Origin of the sequence: Sorangium sp. So ce367 (assembly GCF_051520455.1) — a bacterium.
Lineage (GTDB): Bacteria > Myxococcota_A > Polyangia > Polyangiales > Polyangiaceae > Sorangium > Sorangium cellulosum_B.
The window spans coordinates 12,627,154-12,645,899 of record NZ_CP150334.1 but is presented as its reverse complement, the minus strand read 5'-3'; the positions used below and the strand labels follow the sequence as shown (position 1 = coordinate 12,645,899).

Here is an 18,746-nt window from a genome sequence, read left to right as displayed (position 1 = left end):
CGACCCACCTGGAGAGACGTGTGAAGATCGCCCGCTGGGCGCCTGGCTACACGCAGCGTGTTGTCGTAGCTATCTGCCCGACAGGGCCCCAGCCAGCCGCTTGGCCAGGTCGCCTTTCGGCTCCACCCGCACGCGCTCCAGCCCCAGCCACGCGGCCATGGTCCGCAGCTCGCCCGCAAGCCGCTCCGGCGTCTGCGCGCCCGCCCAGGGCTCGCCGTGGCTTGCCTGCACGAGCAGCACGCCCGCCTTGCGATCGGCCTTCAGGTCCACCCGCGCGGTGATCGCGTCGCCCTCTAGGAACGGCAGCACGTAGTAGCCGTGGGTCCGCTTCGCCGCGGGGGTGTAGATCTCGAGCCGCACCCGCACGCCGAACATCCGCTCGGTGCGCTCGCGGAACCAGATCAGGTTGTCGAAGGGCGAGAGGAGGGCGCAGGCCTCGATCCGCCGCGGTCGCCGGGCGGCGGGATCGAGGAAGGCCGGCTCCCGCCAGCCCTTCACGCCCACGGGGATCAGCTCACCGGCCTCGGCGAGCTCGGTGAGCCGCGCCTTCGTCTCGGCGACCCCCATGCGGAAATGGTCCCGCAGGTCCCGCTCGGTCGCCACGCCCAGGGCCCGGGCGGCGATGCGGATCAGCGCGCGCTGGGCGTCCTCGCGCGGGGGCGTCGGCGCTTCGATCACCGCCCTGGGCAGCACGCTCTCCGGCAGGCCATACACCCGCTCGAAGGTCCCCCGCCGGGTGGCGGTCGTCAGCTCGCCGCTCCAGAACAGGCACTCGGCCGCCCGCTTGGCGTCGCTCCAGCCCCACCAGCCGCCCGGCCCCTTCTTGCCGATCTCGAGCTCGGAGGCGGCCAGCGGCCCACGCTCGCGGATCTGCTCCAGCGCCTGGTCCGCCATCGGCCGATGCTCGCGCAGGAAGCGCGCCACACCCTTCCAGACGCCCGCCCCGTCGCGCGCGTCGGCCATCCGCCAGCGCAGCAGCGGCTGGGTGGCGAGCGGCAGCAGCGACGCCTCGTGCGCCCAGTACTCGAACAGCGGCCGCTTGCTCGCCCACGCGAGCTCCTCGAGCATCGGCCGCGGATAGGCCCCCAGCCGCGAGAAGGCCGGCAGGTAATGGGTGCGCGAGACGACGTTGACGCTGTCGATCTGCACCACACCCAGCCGCTCGATCAGCCGGGTCAACTGCTGCTTCGTCGTCGCCGGCCCGGGTCGCTCCGCCCGGAAGCCCTGCGCCGCCAGCGCGATGCGCCGGGCCTCCGCCGCCGACAGGGTGTCCTTCATCCGCGCCTTCCGTCCGTTGAGGCCCGCACCCTAGCTGGCCCTGCTCACTTGGCAACAGATCATCGACCCCCTCCTGACATCTGATCCCTGGCCGGGCGCTGGCGCGAGATCGGGTCGATCACGCGCCAGCGCACCGCGGCCAACTGCTAACGTCCGGCGCCCGCTCAGCAGCGCCAGCAGATGACGCCGTAGTCCCCCGCCGTTCCGCAGCACAGCTTCAGGCCAGGGGCATTGGGGCGATCGGAGCGCGCGGCGGTGCTCATCAGAGAGGTGTCGTCGGCGTCGGTCACGTCACCACCGGAGCACGCCGCATCGTCCGCAGCGCCGCCGAGGTCCGCCGAGGCGTCCACGGCGGTGGACTCGAGCTGCACGCCGCTCGCGGCGGAGGTCGGGCCGGTCTCGGCCGCCGAGGTCGCGGTGACGGCAAAGGCGGCGAGCATGAGGGGGAGAGAGCAGAGCGCGAATCGGATCGTCTTCATGGTCATTGTCTCTTTCGGGCCTCGTGGCCCACGTGACGGCGCCAGGGGCGCCGGCCGAGCACAGCCCGCTGCGGGCAGAAGCGCCCACAGCCAGGCGTCTCCCCGCGCCGCAGCGGTGAGCGGTACGCCTGCGAGCGCCCCGTAGGGCGCTGCTTTCGGCGTTGGCGGCGCGGAGATGCCACCTCTACGGGGCAGCGGGCGCGTGGTTTCACGGAAGCTCATCCTCCCGTCGTTCGTGCTCTCTTTCGCGCAGGGGCGGCGTGTCGCCGACGAAACCACCTCGGCGCGGAGCTGCCCGATCCGCCGCTCGGCCGCCGCGCTCCCGGGACGGATGGGACCGCCTTTCTCCGCCGGGGTTCATCGCTTACCGGCCCCCCCGTATACCGGGTGACGAGCCAGGGTCGCCCGAGGCACACTGCGCCCGATGAAGCTCGCCATCGACCTGTCGCCCGCGCAAGCCGACCGCCTCCAGGAACGCGCGAAGAGCCTCGGCTTGCAGCCCGAAGAGCTCGCGCGGGCCGCCGTGGCGGATCTGCTGACGACGCCGGACGACGAGTTTCACGCTGCAGCCGAGGACGCCGGCTACGCCGGAGACCCCGGGTCGGTCACGCTGGATGTAGCCGCAGGGACCCTCTCAACATCTTCGTCGACAGCTACAACAACATCTTCGTCGACAGCTACAACAACGTCTCTGCCGGCTCGTTCGAGCTGAGCATCACCCCGGCTCGACCTGCTGACACGGCCGGACGAACGCGGCCATCACCCGAGCTTCACGCGGAGGCCCGCTCGATGAGGTCGGCGGCGACGGTCGTTCCATCCACCGCCACGGCGCCCGCGCTCGCGGCCGCGCGGGCGGCGACCCCGTGGTCGAGGGCGCCCTCCAGCGCGGCCAGAAGGGACTCCGCGCTCAGCGCTCCACGGGCCACGGACGTCCCGAGCCCGAGCGCCCGGACGCGCGAGGCCCAGTAAGGCTGATCGGCGAACATCGGGACGATCACCTGCGGGACGCCCGCGCGCGCCGCCGTCGTGGTCGTGCCCGCCCCGCCGTGGTGCACCACCGCGGCGACCCTCGGGAACAGGGCCTGCTGGTTGACGTCGCCGATCGCGATGCCGTCGGGGGCGTCGTCGACGAGACCGAGCTCGGCCCACCCCTGCGACAGCACGACCCGGCGCCCCGCCGCCCGCACGGCCTCGATGACGACACGGCCCGTCTGCGGGTCGACAGGCATGCTGCCAAAGCCGATGTAGACGGGCGGCTCGCCGGCGGCGAGGAACGCTTCCAGCTCGGGGACGAGCGGCGCCTGGTCGGGAAGGAGCCAGGCTCCCGTCTGCGTGACCTGAAGGCCGGGCGTCGCCGGCAGCGGCCCAAGGACAGAGTCCACCGCGAGCCACGGCGCCTTGCCCAGGACGTGGCTGAAGACGTCGCTCAGCGGACCCAGGCCGAGGCGCTCTCGGTTGGCGTTGAGCCGCTCGAGGAGGCGCTCGTTCCAGCTCCGCGATTCGTCCTGCCAGCGCCGGAGGTTCGATTCCGGGTCGCCCCCAGGCTCCCCGCCGGGCGCATGGTCCGGCGACGGCAGGGCCACCGGCGCGTACAGGGCGACCACGGACGGGATGCCCAGCCGCTCCGCGATGGACCGCGCGGCGTACTGGTGCGCTCCGCCGGCCACGATCACGTCGCATCCCTCGGCGGCCGACGCGGTCGCGTCGAACTGGTCTCTCGCGAGGTGATCGACCAGCGCGCGGACCTGCTCCGGCGTCGGCGGGGCGGCCGGCGCGGCGGCCCCGCTCGGTTGCCGCATCGCGATTCCGATCGGGGTCGCCGTGAAGCCCATGCCGCCCACCAAGCCGATGAAGTTCGGCGGGACGCACAACCTCACATGGTGCCCCCGACGCCGCATCTCGACGGCCAAGGCCACCACGGGTTGCACGTCACCGCGAGTCCCCACTCCCGTCAGCAATACCCGCATCGTCTCTCTCCCTTCCACCACGCGGATCGCGTGGATGACGGAGGCGACGATGGCACCAGAGACGCGTTTTTTCATCGTATCAACGCCAGAGTTCCGGTATACATGCTGAGACGGGAGGCAGGGCGAGACGCCCATACCACGGATCATCCGTTCAGGCCCAGACGGCCGGAGCCTCCTGGAGCTGAGTCGGCTCGTCGAGCCGTGTGAGCGGAAGGTGCTCTCCTCCTCGGCGAGGGAGCAGGTGAATCCTTGTACGCCCGACCAAGGCGATAGCCGATCTCCGCAGGGCTGCGAGCGGGCTCGGCCTCGGCGCACGCGGGGCGCGGAATGCATCTTGAACCCCTCGGATCCATGGGCGACGAGGCTGCGCATCCTGGTGACGCAGCGGGGGTCACGGCGCTCCCGCTGAGCGAGGCGACGAGCGAAGCAGGCGTGGGCGGGCGCCCTGTCGATGCATGGCTCGAGGAGCTCTTGTCCCGCGCGGTGCGCCGCTACAACCGGCGGCCTCGCCCCGCGAGCATCGCGGAGTCGACCGGCATGACGGAGGCGACCGACGCGCGCGCGGTCATCCGGCGCGCCTGCATCCGCTCGGCGCTCGCGGGCGGCGCGACCGGGGCGCTCTCGACCGGCGCGGCCGTGGCCACGGCCGAGACCAACGGGCTCGGCGGGCTCGTCGCCATCCCTGCAGCCATGCTCGCGATCGGCGCTGAGACGGTGCTCCGGCTGCTCCTGCACGTGCAGATGCTCTGCGAGCTCGCGGATCTCTTCGGGCTCCGGTTCGATCCGGACGAGCCGGCCGACGTGTGGGCGCTGCTCGCCCTCGCGTTCGGCGTCGTGGAGCACCCCCAGGACACGGACGATCCAGCGGCCGTGCTCGTGCGCTCGGCGCGCCGGCGCGGCTCGGACGTGGCGAAGCAGCTCGCGGCGCGGCTCGCCGGCGAGAGCGTGGCGCGCAACCTGGTGCCCGTGCTCTCAATCGCCTCGTCGTCGATCACGAGCTGGGTAGTCACCCGGCGCCTCGGGGATACCGCGCGTCGATACCTGCGTTACCGGCGCGCGCTCGACGAGGCGCTCTGCGACGAGACGCTGCGCCCGCACCTCGATCGGCTGTTCGACGGGCTCTGGTTCATCTTCACCGCCGACGGCCGCCTCACGCCGGAGGAGTCCGCGCTGCTCGCGGCCGTGCTGCGGCGGCTGCCGGCCCCGGCGCGCGCCGGCCTGAACGAGCGGCTCGCCGACGACATCGCCTGGATCGAGCGCCTCCGCGGCGTGCCGGAGGGCGCGCGCGCCCCGCTGCTGCGCGCGCTCGAGATCGCGGCGGCCGTGGACAAGGTCGCGTCGCTGCGGGAGCGGAAGCTCCTCGTCCACGCCGCGGCGGCGCTCGGCCTCCGCGTCGACGAGGGCGGGCTCGCTCGGATGATCCGCGAGTTCGAGGAGATCGGCACCCTCGGCGTCGCCGCGTAGCGCGGGCCGCCCGTCGCCGCGCCGCGGGGCCTCGGTCCTCGACGCGAACCCTCGACCGCTTCGTCCGGCGTCTGGGCTGCACAGCCGGCGCGCGCGACATCGCGGCTCGGACGATGACGACGACCTGTGCCTTTGCAGCATTCGCTGCAACCTGAAGAAGGGCCCGAATACAACGTTCTTGAAGACTTCCCGCGGAATCTCCTCACCGGTGCAGGTGATCGCCTGCGCCGCAGGCAGGCTCGATGCGCTGCGCCAGGCGCACAGATCGCACGGTTGACGCGCCAGGAGGCGAAAGGATACGAAGAGCCATGGCAGAGACCCACTGGGACGCCATCGTGGTCGGCGCCGGCCTCTCGGGCATGACGGCATCGCTGGAGCTCGCGCGCCGGGGGTGCAAGGTCCTGCTCGTGGAGAGGCTCGCCCGCGCGGGCGGTCGCTGCGGGGCATTCGAGCTGGAAGGCCACCGCTTCACCGTCGGCTGCAACGATTTCGGCGCGCGCATCGTGACCGATCTCGCGCGCCTGGGGGTGCACGTCGCGTTCGAGCCGAGCACCAACGTGGTGGACTTTGGCGACGAGACGCACCGCCTGCCGCCGCGACCGCGCGGGGCCCTGCGTCTCCTGCGTCACGCGCCGTCCGTGCTGCGCATGGTGATGCGCGTGCGCAACGGCGAGAAGCGACCGCTGGGCACGCTCTTTCGTGATCACGAGCGCGACGGCATGGGCTTCCGCATGATCTCGCTGCTCGCGTACGCGCTCGGCACGCCACCGCAGTACCTCCGGGCAGATCTCCTCCGGGCAGACTTCTCCGGAGAGCTCGGCTACGGACACGAGAAGATGGTCGTGCCCATCGGGGGCCCGCAAGTCCTCACCGACGCCATGCTCGCGCGGCTCCGGTCGACGGGCGTCACCTTGCGATTGGGCACCGGGGTTCAGGCCGTGAAGAAGCACGCGCGGGGGTTCGAGGTCGACACGAGCTCGGGCAGCGAGCACGCCCGCGTGGTGCTCTCCACGGTGCCCGCGAGCGCGTGTCGTGGGCGCGCGGGGCTCAAGGTGTGTCAGGTGCTGTTCGCCGTGCCGCGGACGACGCCGTTCGTGGACGCTCGCACGCTGATCGTCTCCCCGCCGCGCGCGGAGGAGTGGATGGCCGCGCTCGACGCGGGGCATTGGCCCGAGACGTTCGGCTTCCACCTCTTTCGCGATCACGAGGCAGGCGACACGCGCGCGTTCACGGGCTTCCTGCTCGCGCCGCGCGGCCAGGACACGCTCGACGCCTCGCGCCGCGCCCGGGTTCTCGACTCCGTGAAATCGCGAATCGACGCGCACGTGCCGGGCTTCTCGAGCGCGCTGCGCTTCGAGCGCTTGCTCGACCCGAGCGAGTACGAAGCGCACCACGGCGTGAGCGCGAGCCTCGCGCACGAGATTCCGATCGCCGACGAAGACGCGCTGCCGATCGAGGAGCACGAGCCGGGGCTCTTCCGTATGGGCAACGCCACCGAACCGCCCGGCGATCACGCCAATGCCGCCATGCTCTCGGGGCTGTGGGCCGCCGAGCGCGCGTTGCGTCACCTGCGCGGATGAGCGAATCGCCATCGTGCTCTCGCGCGCGCGCCCGGCGCGCCGCCCCGGCACCTGGGCAGGCAACAAACGAGCAGAATTATTCCAAACCATTGGCGTGAGATCCGACATGCGGGAGGCTCCGTTGCACGCTGCTCTTCGGGCGCGGCCCGCCGACGAGGCGAGGGCAGTGCGGTGCTCGAGCAGCTCGTTCGCAGCTCCTCGGGCGCAGGGGCCGGACGTTCGACGAATCGCTGGAACGCCACGTGAAAGCGTTCCAGCAGGGCGCGGCGGCAGATCGCCAAGGAGGAGAGAGCATGGCAACGAGAGCGACCAGGATCCTCGTCATCGGCAAGAGGGCCGATATCCTCGAGCGGAGTGTGGCAGCGCTGAACAAGCAGGGGCACTCGGCTGTCGGCACGTTGAGCGCGTCGCCGGACACGGAGTTCCACGCCGGCGACTTCGACCTCATCACGATCGGCGGCGGCGTGGACGCCGCCACCCGGGCGCGCCTCCACGCGCGCTTCAAGGAGCAGAACAAAGACGTGATGGTGCTGGACGTGTACGCCCCGATCGCCAGCCAGCAGATCGCCTGGGCGCTCAGGGGATCTTCCGTCGAGGGCGAGCTCGGGAGCGCGTTCTCGGTGACGGAGGCCCATGACACCTTCGTCGCGCGCGCGACGATCGAGCGCGCCTGCGCGCTACGCCTCGACATCTACAGCTACCCCGGCGGCGCCCTGGAGCCGGAGGTCGCGCGCATCGTCGACACCTCCGTCCCCCAGGGAACACACGAGTTCAGGATCGAGAAGGAGCTCGCGCGTGACGGGTTCATGGCGGTGCTGACCTTGAACGGCGAGGAGCACCACCTGCACCGCCTGCAGCAGCACCCGGGCTGAGCCTCGGGCGATCGGAGCCGCTCCGGCACGTCCGGAGTTGACGGCCCGATCGCGATCACATCGCCGGGGGCGGCGGGTTGCAGCCGCAGACCGACATGCGGCCGGGCACGGTGGTCGTCCACTGGCCGTTCCAGGTCACCCGACTGATACCCGCGCGGGCGCCGTCGCGCGCCGCCGGATCACTCCGCGGCGCGACAGCGCGCGCAGGACTGCCGGCACAGCGTGGCACCACGGCCATGCGCGACACGCGCGGGAACCCACGAGAACCTCGCGGCGCTCAGGCGAGTCGCGATCGGCACGGTATCTGCACACCGGCACCGCATCTCTACGCGCCTGTGCGGAGCTGACCCGCGCCGGGTCGCTCGAGGAGGAACTTCGATGCCTTATGCTCGTTTCACCGCGTTGACTCTCGCCGTCATGGGAGGCCTCGGCGCTCTCGGTATCTCCCGTCCAAGCTCTGCCTGCACGCTTGCGTCGGACGGGCGCTTCTTATCCGGGGTGTCCGGCGTCATGCCGCTCGACGGGGTCATCGCGGGCTGGGTCAGTTGCTACACCAACTGTCCGGAGGGCGCGCCCAAGCTTCTGGTGAAGGACAAGGACACGGGCGAGGCCGTCAGCGGCACGCAAGAGGAGGTCGCCGACGTTGCCGTCGGGGGCGCTGCCGCCGGCGAGCGCGAGAGCTTGCTCGCCTTTCGCCCCGCGGCCCCGCTCGTCGACGGCCACACGTACCAGATCGCGCTCGAGGGTCAGGACGTCAGCGCCGGCATCCTGGAGATCTACGCCAGCGCCACTGTCGACATGGACGTGGGCGCCAACCCCGTCCGGAGCCTTGTCAGCGTGCAGGAGCGCTGGCACGGCAAGACGAGCTGCTGCACCGTCGATCAGCTCCCGGGAAGCTGCGGTCCTCAGGAGAACTGCGTGGCGGAGGAAATGGAGCGTTACGTCACCCTCTTCGTCATTGTGAGCGAGGGGGTGAACGACGGCGTGAGCCAGTATGTGCAAATCGTCACCTTCTCGAGTCCGGACGGCGAGGAGCTCGGCAAGAAAACGGTCTGGAACGAGCTCCCGAGCCACGCGTACGACGTCGCGGCCACGGAGTACTGCTACCAGATCACGTACAGGAGCCTCATCGACGGCACGACCGTCGAGAAGGAGCGCACCTGCGTTCCGCACGGCGACGCGGGCGAGACGGCCGTCTTCCCGGCCGACCCGACGGAGATCGATGTGCTCATTGACGAGTGCCCTTCTCCGCCCGATGGCTTCGAGGAGGCCTGGTGCAGAGCGAGACCGGCGTACTGTGAAGTGTACCCCGACCGCTGCGCCGACGATGACGTGAGCTCCTGCGAGGACTCCGGTACGGGTGCCGGTGGCTCGGGGGGATCTGGCGCGGGCGGCGGCGCGGCCACGCCCGACGACCCGGATGGCGAGCACGACAGCGCCGGCTGCTCGGTCAGCGCGGGCAGCGCGGGCAGCGGCGCCTCGTCGGGCTGGACGCTGCCCGCCATCGGGCTCGCGCTGTCCCTCGTGAGCCGCGCGCGGCGGCGTCGCGATCGCCGCTGACCGGTCCAGGCGTACCGTCGCAGTCGACCCGGTGCGACGCGACGTGCGTCGAGCGCAGTCGGCGCTCTCCGGGGAGAGGATGCAGCGGCGACGGACATGCAATTCCATGCCTTCTTGCGCCCTTGCGTCTTTGCGCCTTTGCGTTGAGATTCTCCTCCTCGCTGCGCGCCAGATCCCCGCCGGGATCGCTGGCGCGCGACCCACCCCTCCGCGCCCGCAAGGAGCTCTTCATGGCACGAACGCACGTTCTCCTGGATCACGACGGCGGCGTCGACGACTACCTCGCGATGCTCCTCCTGTTGACGATGGATCACGTCGATGTCCTCGGCGTCGTCGTCACCCCTGCCGACTGCTACATCGAGCCCGCCGTCAGCGCCACGCGCAAGATCCTCGATCTGGTGGGCCGCCACGACGTGCCCGTCGCCGAGAGCACCGTCCGCGGGCTCAACCCGTTTCCGACCATCTTCCGGCGCGACGCCTTCTGCATCGACAAGATCCCCGTGCTGAACGAGCGCGAGGAGATCCTCACCCGGCGCGTCCCCGAGGCCGGCCAGGCCTTCATGGCGAGCGCCCTGCGCGCCGTCCCCGAGCCCGTGACGCTCCTCGTGACCGGGCCGCTCACGACCGTCGCCGCCGCGCTCGACATCGATCCGCGCATCGAGAGGAACATCCGCGAGATCGTCTGGATGGGCGGCGCGCTCAATGTGCACGGGAACGTGCAGACGGCCTTCGAGAGCGGGCAGGACGGCTCCGCCGAGTGGAACGTCTACTGGGACCCGATCGCCGCCGATCGCATCTGGAAGACCGCCATCCCGATCACCCTGTGTCCGCTGGACATCACGAACCTCGTCCCCGTCACCCAGGCGTTCCTCCGCCGCCTGTCCCGCCAGCGCCGATACCCCCTCTCCGACCTCGCGGGCACCTGCTACGCGCTCGCCGGCCACCAGGACTACTTCGCGTGGGACGTGCTGACGACATCGTACCTCGGCAAGCCGGAGATGTTCACCCTCCGTGCCTGGGAGACGGAGATCGTCACCGCGGGCCCCTCGCAAGGGCGCACCAGGGTCGTGCCCGGCGGCCGCACGGTACGGGCGCTCGACCAGGTGGATCTCGAGCAATTCTACGGATATCTCTTCGCCCAATGGTCAAGGTGACACAGGGAGGCCGGCACAGGGTGACATCGCGGTCATATCCGCGACGCGCGCGGGTGCCCGCAAGAACCTCGTGGCGGTCGAGCGAGTCGCCGTCGGCATGGTATCTGCACACGCCCCCGCGAAGCTGATCCGGGTCGGGTCATCGAGGAGGAACTTCAATGCATCATTCTCGCTTCACCGCGTTGACGCTCGCCGTCATGGGAAGCCTGGGCGCTCTCTGCATCTCCCGTCCGAGCTCCGCCTGCACGCCTGTGCCGGACGGGCGCTATGTGTACGACGCCTCGCGCGCCATGCCGCTCGACGGGGTCATCGTGGTCCGGCTCAGCTGCTATTCCAACTGTCCGGAGAGCGCGCCCGTGCTCCTGGTGACGGACAAGATCACGGGCGAGGCCATCAGCGGCACCCTGGAGGAGGTCGCCGAGATCGCCGAGGTGGTCGCCGGCCAGCAAGAGAGCGTGCTCGCCTTTCGCCCCGCGGCCCCGCTCGTCGAAGGCCATACCTACCAGATCGCGCTCGAGGGAGAGCAGCAGCGCGGCACCGTCCCCTGGGAGACCCGGGCCAGCGCAGCTGTCGACATGGACGTGGGCGCCATCCCCGTCGAGACCTGGGTCGCCGTGCAGGAGCGCTGGCGCGGCGAGGCGAGCTGCTGTGTCGCCGACCTGGGCCCAGGGAGTTGCGGTCCGCTAGAGGGCTGCGTGGCCGAGGAAGTGGAGCATTATGTCACTGTCTCCCTCGATCTGACCGGGGAGGAAGACAGCGGCGTGCGCCAGTACGTGCAAATCGTCACCTTCTCGAGCCCGGACGGGAAGGAGCTCGACACGCAGACGTTCTGGGACGGGAACCCGAGCCATACGTACGACGTCGCGGCCACGGAGTACTGCTACCAGATCACCTACAAGAGCCTCATCGACGGCACGACGGTCGAGACGGAGCGCGCCTGCGTTCCGCACGGCGACGCGGGCGCGACGGGCGTCTTCCCGGCCGACCCGGCGCAGATCGCCGCGAACATCGGGGCGTGCTCTTCTCCGCCCCAGGGCTTCGAGGAGGCCTGGTGCAGCGCGAGGGCGGCGTTCTGCGAAGAGGCCCCCCACCTCTGCGCCGACAACGACGTGAGCTCCTGCGAGGCCCCCGATACGGGTGCCGGCGGCTCGGGCGGATCCGGGGCGGGTGGTGGCGGTGACTCTCCGGAGGACCCGGATGGCGATCACGTCAACGTCGGCTGCTCGGTCGGCGCGGGCAGCGGCGCTTCGTCCGGCTGGGCGCTGCCCGCGATCGGGCTCGCGCTGTCCCTCGCGAGCCGCGCGCGGCGGCGTCGCGACCGCCGCTGAACGGACCCAACGCACCATCGCAGTCGGCTCGGCGCGGCGCGAAGCCTCCCGATCCGGGCAGCGCTACCTGGCAAGATCCGCGCGCAGCGCGTCCGGGCGCTCGCGGATTGTGTCGAGCAAGCTCTGGAAGCCCCGCTCGAACTCTCTCTGGGAGTATTCCTTGCGCGGGTCGGCGGCGACCTGTTCGCTGATCTGCTCGTAGTAGCTGCTGGCGAGCCCTTCGAGATCGGCGCTCTCGTACGCCTCGATGATGCTCTCCACGGCGCCGCGATAGGCGGTCACGCAGCCTGGGCTCTCCAGGCAACGCCGGAAGATGAGCCCCGTCGAGATCGCGCCGTCCGGGAAATCCCCCTGGCGCGCGAGCTCGAACAGCGCGATGTGGGGCTTGCCCGAGTCGCGGAAGGGCTTCATCGAGAGGTCCATCCCCCACGGCAAGAAGACGAACTTCCCGGAAGCCGGGTCGTTGTAGATACGAAAGTTGTTCGGATAAAAGACCGTGTAAGCGTACATATCCCACTGATTCACCGCAGCCTCGGCCGCGGTGAAGCGCAGGAAGTGATCGGTGTCGAGCGAGCCGCCGATGTCCTCGAGGAACGTCGCGCTCTTCGCCGTGTCCACGGCGGCGATCAGCGCAGCGAGGTCCGTGCGGTCGTTCGCGGCCTCGTTGGTCTCGAGATCGAACTTTGCCTCGGCGCCCGGCACGAAGTCGACCTGCCCTTCTTCGTACAGGTTTCCGTCGTTGCTCGTGAACCAGCGCGAGAGGAAGGTCGTGTCCTCGGCTTCGACGTTGGCATACACGCCATAGAACTCGCCGTTGACGTACACGAGCGCGCTGTTGCAGCGCGGGGCGGGCAAGCCGGCGTGGCGGAAGAGGTCGTACGCCAGGCGCTCTGCGAGGAAAGACGGATCTTCGACCATGTTGTTGAGCGTCATGCGCTCGAGGCCGAGGAAGGTCTGGTCGTCCACGAACTCGTCGAACTTGAGCTTGAACGGCGCCTTTTCGTCGAGGCCGCGGAAGCTGCCTTCGCCCTTGATGCGCAGCCCGATGTTCGAAACGGTGATTGTCCCGTAGCGCAGCGTGGCCGAGACGTACTCGTCCTGGCGTGGATCGTCCGGGCCCGACACCTGCTGCAGGGCTTGAACCGACTCCCGGGGTAGATCGATGTCGAAGCGCGGCAGGTTGGTGCGGTCGTAGATCTCGGCGCTGAGATCAGGACCGCCTCCTGCTCCGCCCGACGCCTGCCCACCCGACCCCGCTTCGCCCGTCCCGGCGCCGGCGCCACCGCTCGAACCCGCCTGGCCCCCGCCGACGCCCGTCGTCCCGCTGGCTCCGCTGCTCCCCTCTCCCGCTCCGGCCGCTCCAGGTCCCGCGGGCTCGGAGCAAGCGACGACAAGGCCGCACAGGGCCGAGGCGAGCAGTGCTGTCGGCACACAGCCGACGAAGGTCTCGATGCGCATGACGACACCCCCAGGGCGAAGAAGAAGGACACCGTTCGTGAAAATGTGTTCGCCTACATGGTCGATGTCAATTCCAATCAACCCGGCCGCGGGGCTCCTCGCGGGCGCCGCGTCAAGAGGAGGTTCCCTCGTTGCATGGCGTGCGGGAGCCGCCGATCGCCGATGAGCACGGACTGGGGTTCCGGGCTATGGTGCGCGACGCCCGCGCGAGAGCTCATGACCACCCCCGCGACCGCCTCAGCACCGATGGGCCCCGGCGCCCCCGCCCTCCGCCCTTACCAGCGCGCCGCCGTCGACGCCGTCCTCGCGGCCCGCAGGCGCGGCGTCCGGCGCATGGTCGTGTGCCTCCCCACCGGCGCTGGCAAGACGGTCATCTTCTCCCATCTCGCCCGCCTCGCCAGGCGGCAGGTCCTCGTCCTCGCCCACCGCGAAGAGCTCCTCTTCCAGGCCAAGGACAAGATCGAGCGCGCCCTCGCCGGACAGGCCACGGTCGCCGTCGAGCAGGGCGAGCTCCGCGCCCCGGCGGACGCGCGCGTCATCGTCTGTTCCATACGCTCCCTCCACGAGAAGCGGCTCGAGCAGGTCACCGGCGGCCGCGACATCGGCCTCGTGATCTACGACGAATGCCACCACGCCCCCGCCGACGACAACCGCCGCGTCCTCCGCCAGCTCGGCGCCTTCGACCCCGCGTGGACAGGCACCCTCCTCGGGTTCACCGCCACGACGGCCCGCGGCGACGGCAAAGGCCTCGACGATGTCTTCGAGGCGATCGTCTACAGCCGCTCCCTCACCGAGATGATCGCGGACGGCTACCTCGCCCCCCTCACCGGCTACCGCGTCGCCACCGCCACCGACCTCTCCCCCCTCGACGCCGGCGGACTCGACTTCGCCACGGAGGAGCTCGAGGAGGCTGTCGACCTGGAGGAGCGCAACGCGCTCGTCGCCCGCTCCATTCAAGAGCTCGCCCGCGACCGCCGCACCATCGCCTTCTGCGTCACGGTCGCGCACGCCAGGAACCTCTCGAAGGCGCTCAACCACCTCGGCGTCCGATCCGCCTATGTCCACGGCGACATGCCCTCCGACCTCCGCGGCCGGATCCTCGCCGATTTCCGGGAAGAGCGCGTGCAGGTCCTCACCAACGTCGCTGTCCTCACCGAGGGCTTCGACGACCCCGGCGTCTCTTGCATCGCCATGGCCCGCCCCACCCGCTCGGATGGGCTCTATGCCCAGTGCGTCGGGCGCGGCACGCGCCTGCATCCAGGCAAGAAGGATTGCCTCATCCTCGATTTCGTCGACCTCTCCTCGCTCCAGCTGTGCACGCTGCCCTCGCTCTTCGGCATGCCCCGCGACCTCGATCTCGAGGGCAGGGACGCTTCGGAGGCGAGCCGCTTCTTTCGGCAGGTGACCTTCGACTACCCCGGGTTCGAGGTCGAGGCGGGCCGCATCACGCTGCGCGAGATCCAGGAGCGCGCCGCGCACTTCGATCCGCTGAGCCTCCGCGTCGACCCCGAGGTGATGGCCATCTCGCGCAATGCGTGGGCCTCTCTCGGCCGCTTCGGGCTCGCGCTCCATTACGAGAGGAAGCCTGGCACGCTCAGCGAGGTCGTCGTCCTCGCCCGCGGCGCTCGCGGGAAGCGGTGGCACGTCCTGCTGGACGGAAGGCAGGTCGAGCGCTTCTCCACCCTCGAAGAGGCGGTGGCCGCGGTCGATTACGAGGTCGCGCGCCGCGGCCCCGCGGCCGGGGCCTCGGCGCGGCACGACGCGGCATGGCGCAGGGCAAAGGCGCCCGTGCCCCTGCCGGCCGAGCCCCCGAAGGGCCATCCCCCGCCGAGGACCATGGAACAGGCGATGATCCTCGCGGTGTGGGCGAGGGTCACAGCGCCGCGCGAGCAGCGCTGACCAGGAGCTTCATCGCGACGCCAAGATTCCCTCTTCGCCGTCGCGCTCTCGGCCCTCTTCGCAGCCGCCTTCCTGATCGCCGCTCGCTTCGCCGGCACCTCGCCCCGCTTTCACCTCGGCCTTCCGACCCGCGACCGCATGACGTAGCATGCGGTCATGTCATTCGGCGTGAACGTCCTCCGGAAGCTCATCGAGCTCGCCCATGAGCGCGTCAGCAAGGACGAGTCCGTCATAAGAAAAAGACTTCGCGATCACTTCGCGCTGGACCCCGCGGCGCTTCCCATCGTGGAGGCGAGCTTTCCGGAGTACGACCGTCCGAACGTCCAGGTCGCGCTCGACGCGATGCTGGGAGAGGGGGGAGGATCGCACGCGCTCCTCGGGCTCATCGGACGCGACTCCTACAACCGCATTCGGCTCGGGCAGCTCGCCACCGCGACGGAGGCGGGCCTGTTCGAGGGTGGTCCCACCATCGGCCCCGTCGAATACAAGACCGTCGATCTCGATGCAGGCCAGAAGGTCTCATGCCTGCGATGCGGCCTTCTTCTCGTACACACCCCCGAACGCGTCGCCGTGCTCATCAGCGGCAGCGAGAGACCATGGGACGGCGGCCTCACGGTGAGCGTCATGGCGCCGGAGCGCGAAGCGGCAGAGCGCTTCCTCGCAATGCTCCGCCGGACGATGCTCGAACGCAACGTCTACCGCGGCAAGGTGGTGTCGCTCGACCAGGTGGACCGCAGCACCATCGAGGTGAGCTTCCGTCCGTTGCGAGAGGTCGGAGCAGGGGACCTCATCCTGCCGGGAGACCTGCTCCGGCGCATCGAGCGCTCCACGATTCGCATTTCAGAGCACGCGCGCCCCCTCCTCTCCGCTGGCCGGCACCTGAAGCGCGGCGTTCTGCTGCACGGGCCTCCGGGGACCGGGAAGACGCTCACGGCCATGTATCTCGCGAGCCGCATGGAGGGGCGGACGGTCATCTTGCTGACGGGCCGTTCCCAGGGCCTCATCCGGCAGTCGTGCGCCATGGCGCGCTTCCTCCAACCCGCCACCGTAGTGCTCGAGGACGTGGATCTCGTCGCGGAAGATCGCACGCGGCCGGACCAGTCGTGCAATGGGGTGCTCTTCGAGCTCCTGAACGAGATGGATGGCCTCGGGGAAGACGCTGACGTCCTGTTCCTCCTGACCACGAACCGTCCGGATATTTTGGAGCCCGCGCTTGCATCTCGACCCGGCCGCGTCGATCTCGCCATCGAGGTGCCGCTGCCGGATGGCGAGGGCCGCCGCAGGATGTTCGAGCTCTACGGACGCGGGCTGACGCTCAAGGGGGTCGATCTGCCCCGCTGGATCGCGCGCACCGAGGGGGCGAGCGGCGCCTTCATCCGCGAGCTGCTTCGCAAGGCGGCGGTCTTCGCCGCCGAAGAGGGGCAGGAGATCGTGGTGGACGATCGGCACCTCGACGAAGCGATCCGGGAGCTCGTGCTGTGCGGAGGCGGCCTCACGAAGAGCCTGCTCGCGGCGCAGAAGATGATCGAATGAGGGTGATCGCCCAGCCATCGCCATGGGCACGGGCGCTCGCGGCTCGCGATGATGACCGACAGCTACCTGGCGAAGGAACTCGGGCCGCGGGCGCTCAAGATCCCCTCTTTGCGGTCGCCTTCCCGCCCCTCTTCGCAGCCGCCTTCCCCGCCTTCTTCACCGGCACCTTCTTCGCCGCCTTCTTCACCGGCGCCTTCTTCACCGCCCTCTTCGCCGGCGCCTCGCCCCGCTTCCGCCGCTCTCCCGGCACCTTCCCGATGCGCGGATCGCCCGCCTCGATGAGCGCGCAGGCCCGCAGCGCGGCTTCCTCGAAATCGGGCGCCTCCGCCGGGAGCACCTGCCAGCCCGTCACCCCGCTCCCGAGCACCTCGATGCTTCGCATGCTCGGAAACTCAGGGCGCAGGGCCGCGTGGTGCTCCGCCGTCGTGGCGAGCCAGACGCCGTTGTCCTGCGCGGGCGCGGGCTTGTCGCGCAGGACGAGGACGATCTTGTCCTCCACATAGACCGCCAGGCAGCCGAACATCGGCCGCGTCTCGGGCCCGAGCGGGGCGAGCGCGTCGAGCACGAACTCGTGGGGTACCGGCTTGCGCTTCCTCGCGGCGAACACGTCGTCCGCCGGCGCGACTCGGCTGCTCCCGCTGCGCTTGATCATGGCGACCAGGATAGACGAAGCGGCGGCCGAACGCACCGCCAGGCCGGCGCCCGCACAACGCTCCGAGGATACCCGAGGGCTCGACCCTCGCCGAGCGGACCGCGACGCCACAGCCCGGCGACGCTCCAGCCGCCGTGAGGCTCCGTCGAACCGGACGGGGTTGACACCTGCGCCTGCCCGGTGACACTCCACCGGTGGAACATCGGAAGGTCCTGATTTCGGGTGCGAGCATCGCCGGTCCCGCGCTCGCCTTCTGGCTTGCGCGCTACGGATTCCGACCCGTCGTCGTGGAACGCGCCAACGCACTCCGGCTCGGCGGGCAGAACATCGACGTCCAGGGCGCGGCGCGGAAGGTCGTGCGCCTCATGGGGATCGAAGGCGACATCCGAGCCGCCACGACAGGGGAGCTGGGGCTCCGCTTCGTCGACGAACACGACGTGACCAGGGCCGAGTTCCCCGCGGAGACCTCGGACACCGGTGGGTTCACGAAGGAGCTCGAGATCCTCCGCGGTGACCTCGCCAGGATCCTCTACGACCGCACCCGAAACACGACGGAGTATGTCTTTGGCGACCAGATCACGGGCCTCCGGGACCACGGCGACCGGGTGACTGTCTCGTTCGAGCATGGCGCGGCGCGCGAGTTCGACCTCGTGGTCGCCGCCGATGGCATCCGCTCGCGAACCCGTACGCTCATCGTCGGCGATGAGCCCAGGATTCGCCCGCTCGACCTGTATGCCAGCTACTTCACGATTCCCCGCGGAGCTTCCGACAGCGCCTGGGCGCGCTGGTATCACGCTCCCGGCGGGCGATCGATGCTCCTGCGTCCAGACAACACGGGGACCACCCGGGCGTCGCTCTGGTTCCTGTCGCCCCCGCGCGGCTACGAAAGGCTGAGCGTCGCCGAGCAGAAGGCGGTCATCGCGCGCGTCTATGCCGGCGCCGGCTGGGAATCGCCGCGGGTGCTCGCGGCGCTGGCAGACGCCGAGGACGTCTATTTCGACGCGGTAAGCCAGGTCATGGCGCCACGCTGGTCCCACGGTCGCGCCGCGCTCGTGGGTGACGCTGCGTACTGCCCGTCGCCGGTCAGCGGGATGGGCGCGAGCCTCTCTCTCGTCGGCGCTTACGTGCTCGCGGGAGAGCTGTCGCGGCACGCCGGCCATCGAGACGCCTTCGCGGCCTATGAACAGCTCATGCGCCCCTATGTCGACCTGGCCCAGAAGCTCCCGCCAGGCGTCCCCTGGATCGCGCACCCGAAGTCGAGGCTCGGGGTTTCGCTCCTTCACCGGGTCCTCTGGCTCGCTTCCACTCCCCTGTTGCAGCGCCGCGAGGGGTGGTTCGGCTCCTCCGCGGCCGACAAGATCGAGCTCCCCGATTACTCGAACGGAGGCTGACAGCCGCATGACCCTGGCGGCGGATCTCGCCGCGACTCTTGACGAGCGAGGCCGCGCAAACAAGCCGTGCTGCCGGCCGCGCTTCGAGCGCCGGCGGCGCTGCAGAGCGTCGGTTGGAGCGAGCACGCTGT

16 protein-coding genes are annotated in these 18,746 nt (G+C 70.3%); 10 read left to right on the top strand and 6 right to left on the bottom strand.

Going from position 1 to position 18,746, the window contains the following annotated elements:
• Positions 1 to 69 precede the first annotated feature (69 nt).
• Positions 70 to 1,278 (bottom strand): winged helix-turn-helix domain-containing protein, encoded by a 1,209-nt coding sequence (locus WME97_RS48005; protein WP_437547823.1) that lies wholly within the window; start codon positions 1,276 to 1,278, stop codon positions 70 to 72.
• Between the two features lie 164 nt (positions 1,279 to 1,442).
• On the bottom strand, positions 1,443 to 1,757 hold the full coding sequence (locus WME97_RS48000; protein WP_437547821.1) for a hypothetical protein: 315 nt from the start codon (positions 1,755 to 1,757) through the stop codon (positions 1,443 to 1,445).
• 424 nt (positions 1,758 to 2,181) lie between these two features.
• Here WME97_RS48000 and WME97_RS47995 point away from each other — a divergent pair, with 424 nt between their 5' ends.
• Positions 2,182 to 2,469: a hypothetical protein gene (locus WME97_RS47995; RefSeq protein ID WP_437547819.1), complete on the top strand. Its 288-nt coding sequence runs from the start codon at positions 2,182 to 2,184 to the stop codon at positions 2,467 to 2,469.
• 58 nt (positions 2,470 to 2,527) lie between these two features.
• Here the strand turns inward: WME97_RS47995 and WME97_RS47990 are convergent, their stop codons facing one another.
• On the bottom strand, positions 2,528 to 3,724 hold the full coding sequence (locus WME97_RS47990; protein ID WP_437547817.1) for a glycosyltransferase: 1,197 nt from the start codon (positions 3,722 to 3,724) through the stop codon (positions 2,528 to 2,530).
• A 351-nt stretch (positions 3,725 to 4,075) separates the two neighbouring features.
• Between WME97_RS47990 and WME97_RS47985 the strand changes: the two genes are divergently transcribed.
• The 3 genes from WME97_RS47985 to WME97_RS47975 all read left to right on the top strand — a co-directional run bounded on the left by WME97_RS47985 (position 4,076) and on the right by WME97_RS47975 (position 7,640).
• Positions 4,076 to 5,188: a hypothetical protein gene (locus WME97_RS47985; RefSeq protein WP_437547815.1), complete on the top strand. Its 1,113-nt coding sequence runs from the start codon at positions 4,076 to 4,078 to the stop codon at positions 5,186 to 5,188.
• Between the two features lie 308 nt (positions 5,189 to 5,496).
• Positions 5,497 to 6,768 carry a phytoene desaturase family protein gene (locus WME97_RS47980; RefSeq protein ID WP_437547813.1) on the top strand — a complete coding sequence of 424 codons (1,272 nt, stop codon included), beginning with the start codon at positions 5,497 to 5,499 and terminating at the stop codon, positions 6,766 to 6,768.
• A 293-nt stretch (positions 6,769 to 7,061) separates the two neighbouring features.
• Complete coding sequence (locus WME97_RS47975) at positions 7,062 to 7,640, top strand: hypothetical protein (protein ID WP_437547812.1); 579 nt, start codon at positions 7,062 to 7,064, stop codon at positions 7,638 to 7,640.
• 55 nt (positions 7,641 to 7,695) lie between these two features.
• Here WME97_RS47975 and WME97_RS47970 read toward each other — a convergent pair whose 3' ends face one another.
• Positions 7,696 to 7,878: a mannan-binding protein gene (locus WME97_RS47970; protein WP_437547810.1), complete on the bottom strand. Its 183-nt coding sequence runs from the start codon at positions 7,876 to 7,878 to the stop codon at positions 7,696 to 7,698.
• A gap of 140 nt (positions 7,879 to 8,018) precedes the next feature.
• Here WME97_RS47970 and WME97_RS47965 point away from each other — a divergent pair, with 140 nt between their 5' ends.
• The 3 genes from WME97_RS47965 (at position 8,019) to WME97_RS47955 (ending at position 11,682) form a co-directional block, all read left to right on the top strand.
• Positions 8,019 to 9,200, top strand: a complete 1,182-nt coding sequence (locus WME97_RS47965; RefSeq protein WP_437547809.1) for a hypothetical protein — start codon at positions 8,019 to 8,021, stop codon at positions 9,198 to 9,200.
• A gap of 230 nt (positions 9,201 to 9,430) precedes the next feature.
• The gene (locus WME97_RS47960; RefSeq protein WP_437547808.1) at positions 9,431 to 10,354 is read left to right on the top strand and encodes a nucleoside hydrolase; all 924 of its coding nucleotides are present in this window, start codon (positions 9,431 to 9,433) and stop codon (positions 10,352 to 10,354) included.
• Positions 10,355 to 10,512: 158 nt separating this feature from the next.
• On the top strand, positions 10,513 to 11,682 hold the full coding sequence (locus tag WME97_RS47955; RefSeq protein ID WP_437547806.1) for a hypothetical protein: 1,170 nt from the start codon (positions 10,513 to 10,515) through the stop codon (positions 11,680 to 11,682).
• Between the two features lie 63 nt (positions 11,683 to 11,745).
• Here WME97_RS47955 and WME97_RS47950 read toward each other — a convergent pair whose 3' ends face one another.
• The gene (locus WME97_RS47950) at positions 11,746 to 13,140 is read right to left on the bottom strand and encodes a CotH kinase family protein (RefSeq protein ID WP_437547805.1); all 1,395 of its coding nucleotides are present in this window, start codon (positions 13,138 to 13,140) and stop codon (positions 11,746 to 11,748) included.
• A gap of 216 nt (positions 13,141 to 13,356) precedes the next feature.
• On the opposite strand from WME97_RS47950, the gene WME97_RS47945 reads away from it, so the two are divergent.
• Together WME97_RS47945 and WME97_RS47940 are read left to right on the top strand one after the other, a co-directional pair.
• Complete coding sequence (locus WME97_RS47945; protein WP_437547803.1) at positions 13,357 to 15,039, top strand: DEAD/DEAH box helicase; 1,683 nt, start codon at positions 13,357 to 13,359, stop codon at positions 15,037 to 15,039.
• A 156-nt stretch (positions 15,040 to 15,195) separates the two neighbouring features.
• Positions 15,196 to 16,572, top strand: coding sequence for an AAA family ATPase (locus tag WME97_RS47940; protein WP_437547801.1), 1,377 nt, complete (start codon positions 15,196 to 15,198; stop codon positions 16,570 to 16,572).
• Positions 16,573 to 16,666: 94 nt separating this feature from the next.
• Here WME97_RS47940 and WME97_RS47935 read toward each other — a convergent pair whose 3' ends face one another.
• Positions 16,667 to 17,224 (bottom strand): hypothetical protein, encoded by a 558-nt coding sequence (locus WME97_RS47935; RefSeq protein ID WP_437547800.1) that lies wholly within the window; start codon positions 17,222 to 17,224, stop codon positions 16,667 to 16,669.
• A 194-nt stretch (positions 17,225 to 17,418) separates the two neighbouring features.
• Between WME97_RS47935 and WME97_RS47930 the strand changes: the two genes are divergently transcribed.
• Positions 17,419 to 18,615 carry an FAD-dependent monooxygenase gene (locus WME97_RS47930; RefSeq protein ID WP_437547798.1) on the top strand — a complete coding sequence of 399 codons (1,197 nt, stop codon included), beginning with the start codon at positions 17,419 to 17,421 and terminating at the stop codon, positions 18,613 to 18,615.
• Positions 18,616 to 18,746: the final 131 nt, after the last annotated feature.

What these genes read in the sequence shown, in the direction of transcription:
- WME97_RS47940 (WP_437547801.1), top strand. Translation starts at nt 15,196, where the DNA reads ATGTCATTCGGCGTGAACGTCCTCCGGAAGCTCATCGAGCTCGCCCAT.
- WME97_RS47965 (WP_437547809.1), top strand. Translation starts at nt 8,019, where the DNA reads ATGCCTTATGCTCGTTTCACCGCGTTGACTCTCGCCGTCATGGGAGGC.
- WME97_RS47935 (WP_437547800.1), bottom strand. Translation starts at nt 17,224, where the DNA reads ATGATCAAGCGCAGCGGGAGCAGCCGAGTCGCGCCGGCGGACGACGTG.
- WME97_RS47945 (WP_437547803.1), top strand. Translation starts at nt 13,357, where the DNA reads ATGACCACCCCCGCGACCGCCTCAGCACCGATGGGCCCCGGCGCCCCC.
- WME97_RS48000 (WP_437547821.1), bottom strand. Translation starts at nt 1,757, where the DNA reads ATGAAGACGATCCGATTCGCGCTCTGCTCTCTCCCCCTCATGCTCGCC.
- WME97_RS47950 (WP_437547805.1), bottom strand. Translation starts at nt 13,140, where the DNA reads ATGCGCATCGAGACCTTCGTCGGCTGTGTGCCGACAGCACTGCTCGCC.
- WME97_RS47995 (WP_437547819.1), top strand. Translation starts at nt 2,182, where the DNA reads ATGAAGCTCGCCATCGACCTGTCGCCCGCGCAAGCCGACCGCCTCCAG.
- WME97_RS48005 (WP_437547823.1), bottom strand. Translation starts at nt 1,278, where the DNA reads ATGAAGGACACCCTGTCGGCGGCGGAGGCCCGGCGCATCGCGCTGGCG.
- WME97_RS47975 (WP_437547812.1), top strand. Translation starts at nt 7,062, where the DNA reads ATGGCAACGAGAGCGACCAGGATCCTCGTCATCGGCAAGAGGGCCGAT.
- WME97_RS47980 (WP_437547813.1), top strand. Translation starts at nt 5,497, where the DNA reads ATGGCAGAGACCCACTGGGACGCCATCGTGGTCGGCGCCGGCCTCTCG.
- WME97_RS47970 (WP_437547810.1), bottom strand. Translation starts at nt 7,878, where the DNA reads ATGGCCGTGGTGCCACGCTGTGCCGGCAGTCCTGCGCGCGCTGTCGCG.
- WME97_RS47955 (WP_437547806.1), top strand. Translation starts at nt 10,513, where the DNA reads ATGCATCATTCTCGCTTCACCGCGTTGACGCTCGCCGTCATGGGAAGC.
- WME97_RS47985 (WP_437547815.1), top strand. Translation starts at nt 4,076, where the DNA reads ATGGGCGACGAGGCTGCGCATCCTGGTGACGCAGCGGGGGTCACGGCG.
- WME97_RS47990 (WP_437547817.1), bottom strand. Translation starts at nt 3,724, where the DNA reads ATGCGGGTATTGCTGACGGGAGTGGGGACTCGCGGTGACGTGCAACCC.
- WME97_RS47960 (WP_437547808.1), top strand. Translation starts at nt 9,431, where the DNA reads ATGGCACGAACGCACGTTCTCCTGGATCACGACGGCGGCGTCGACGAC.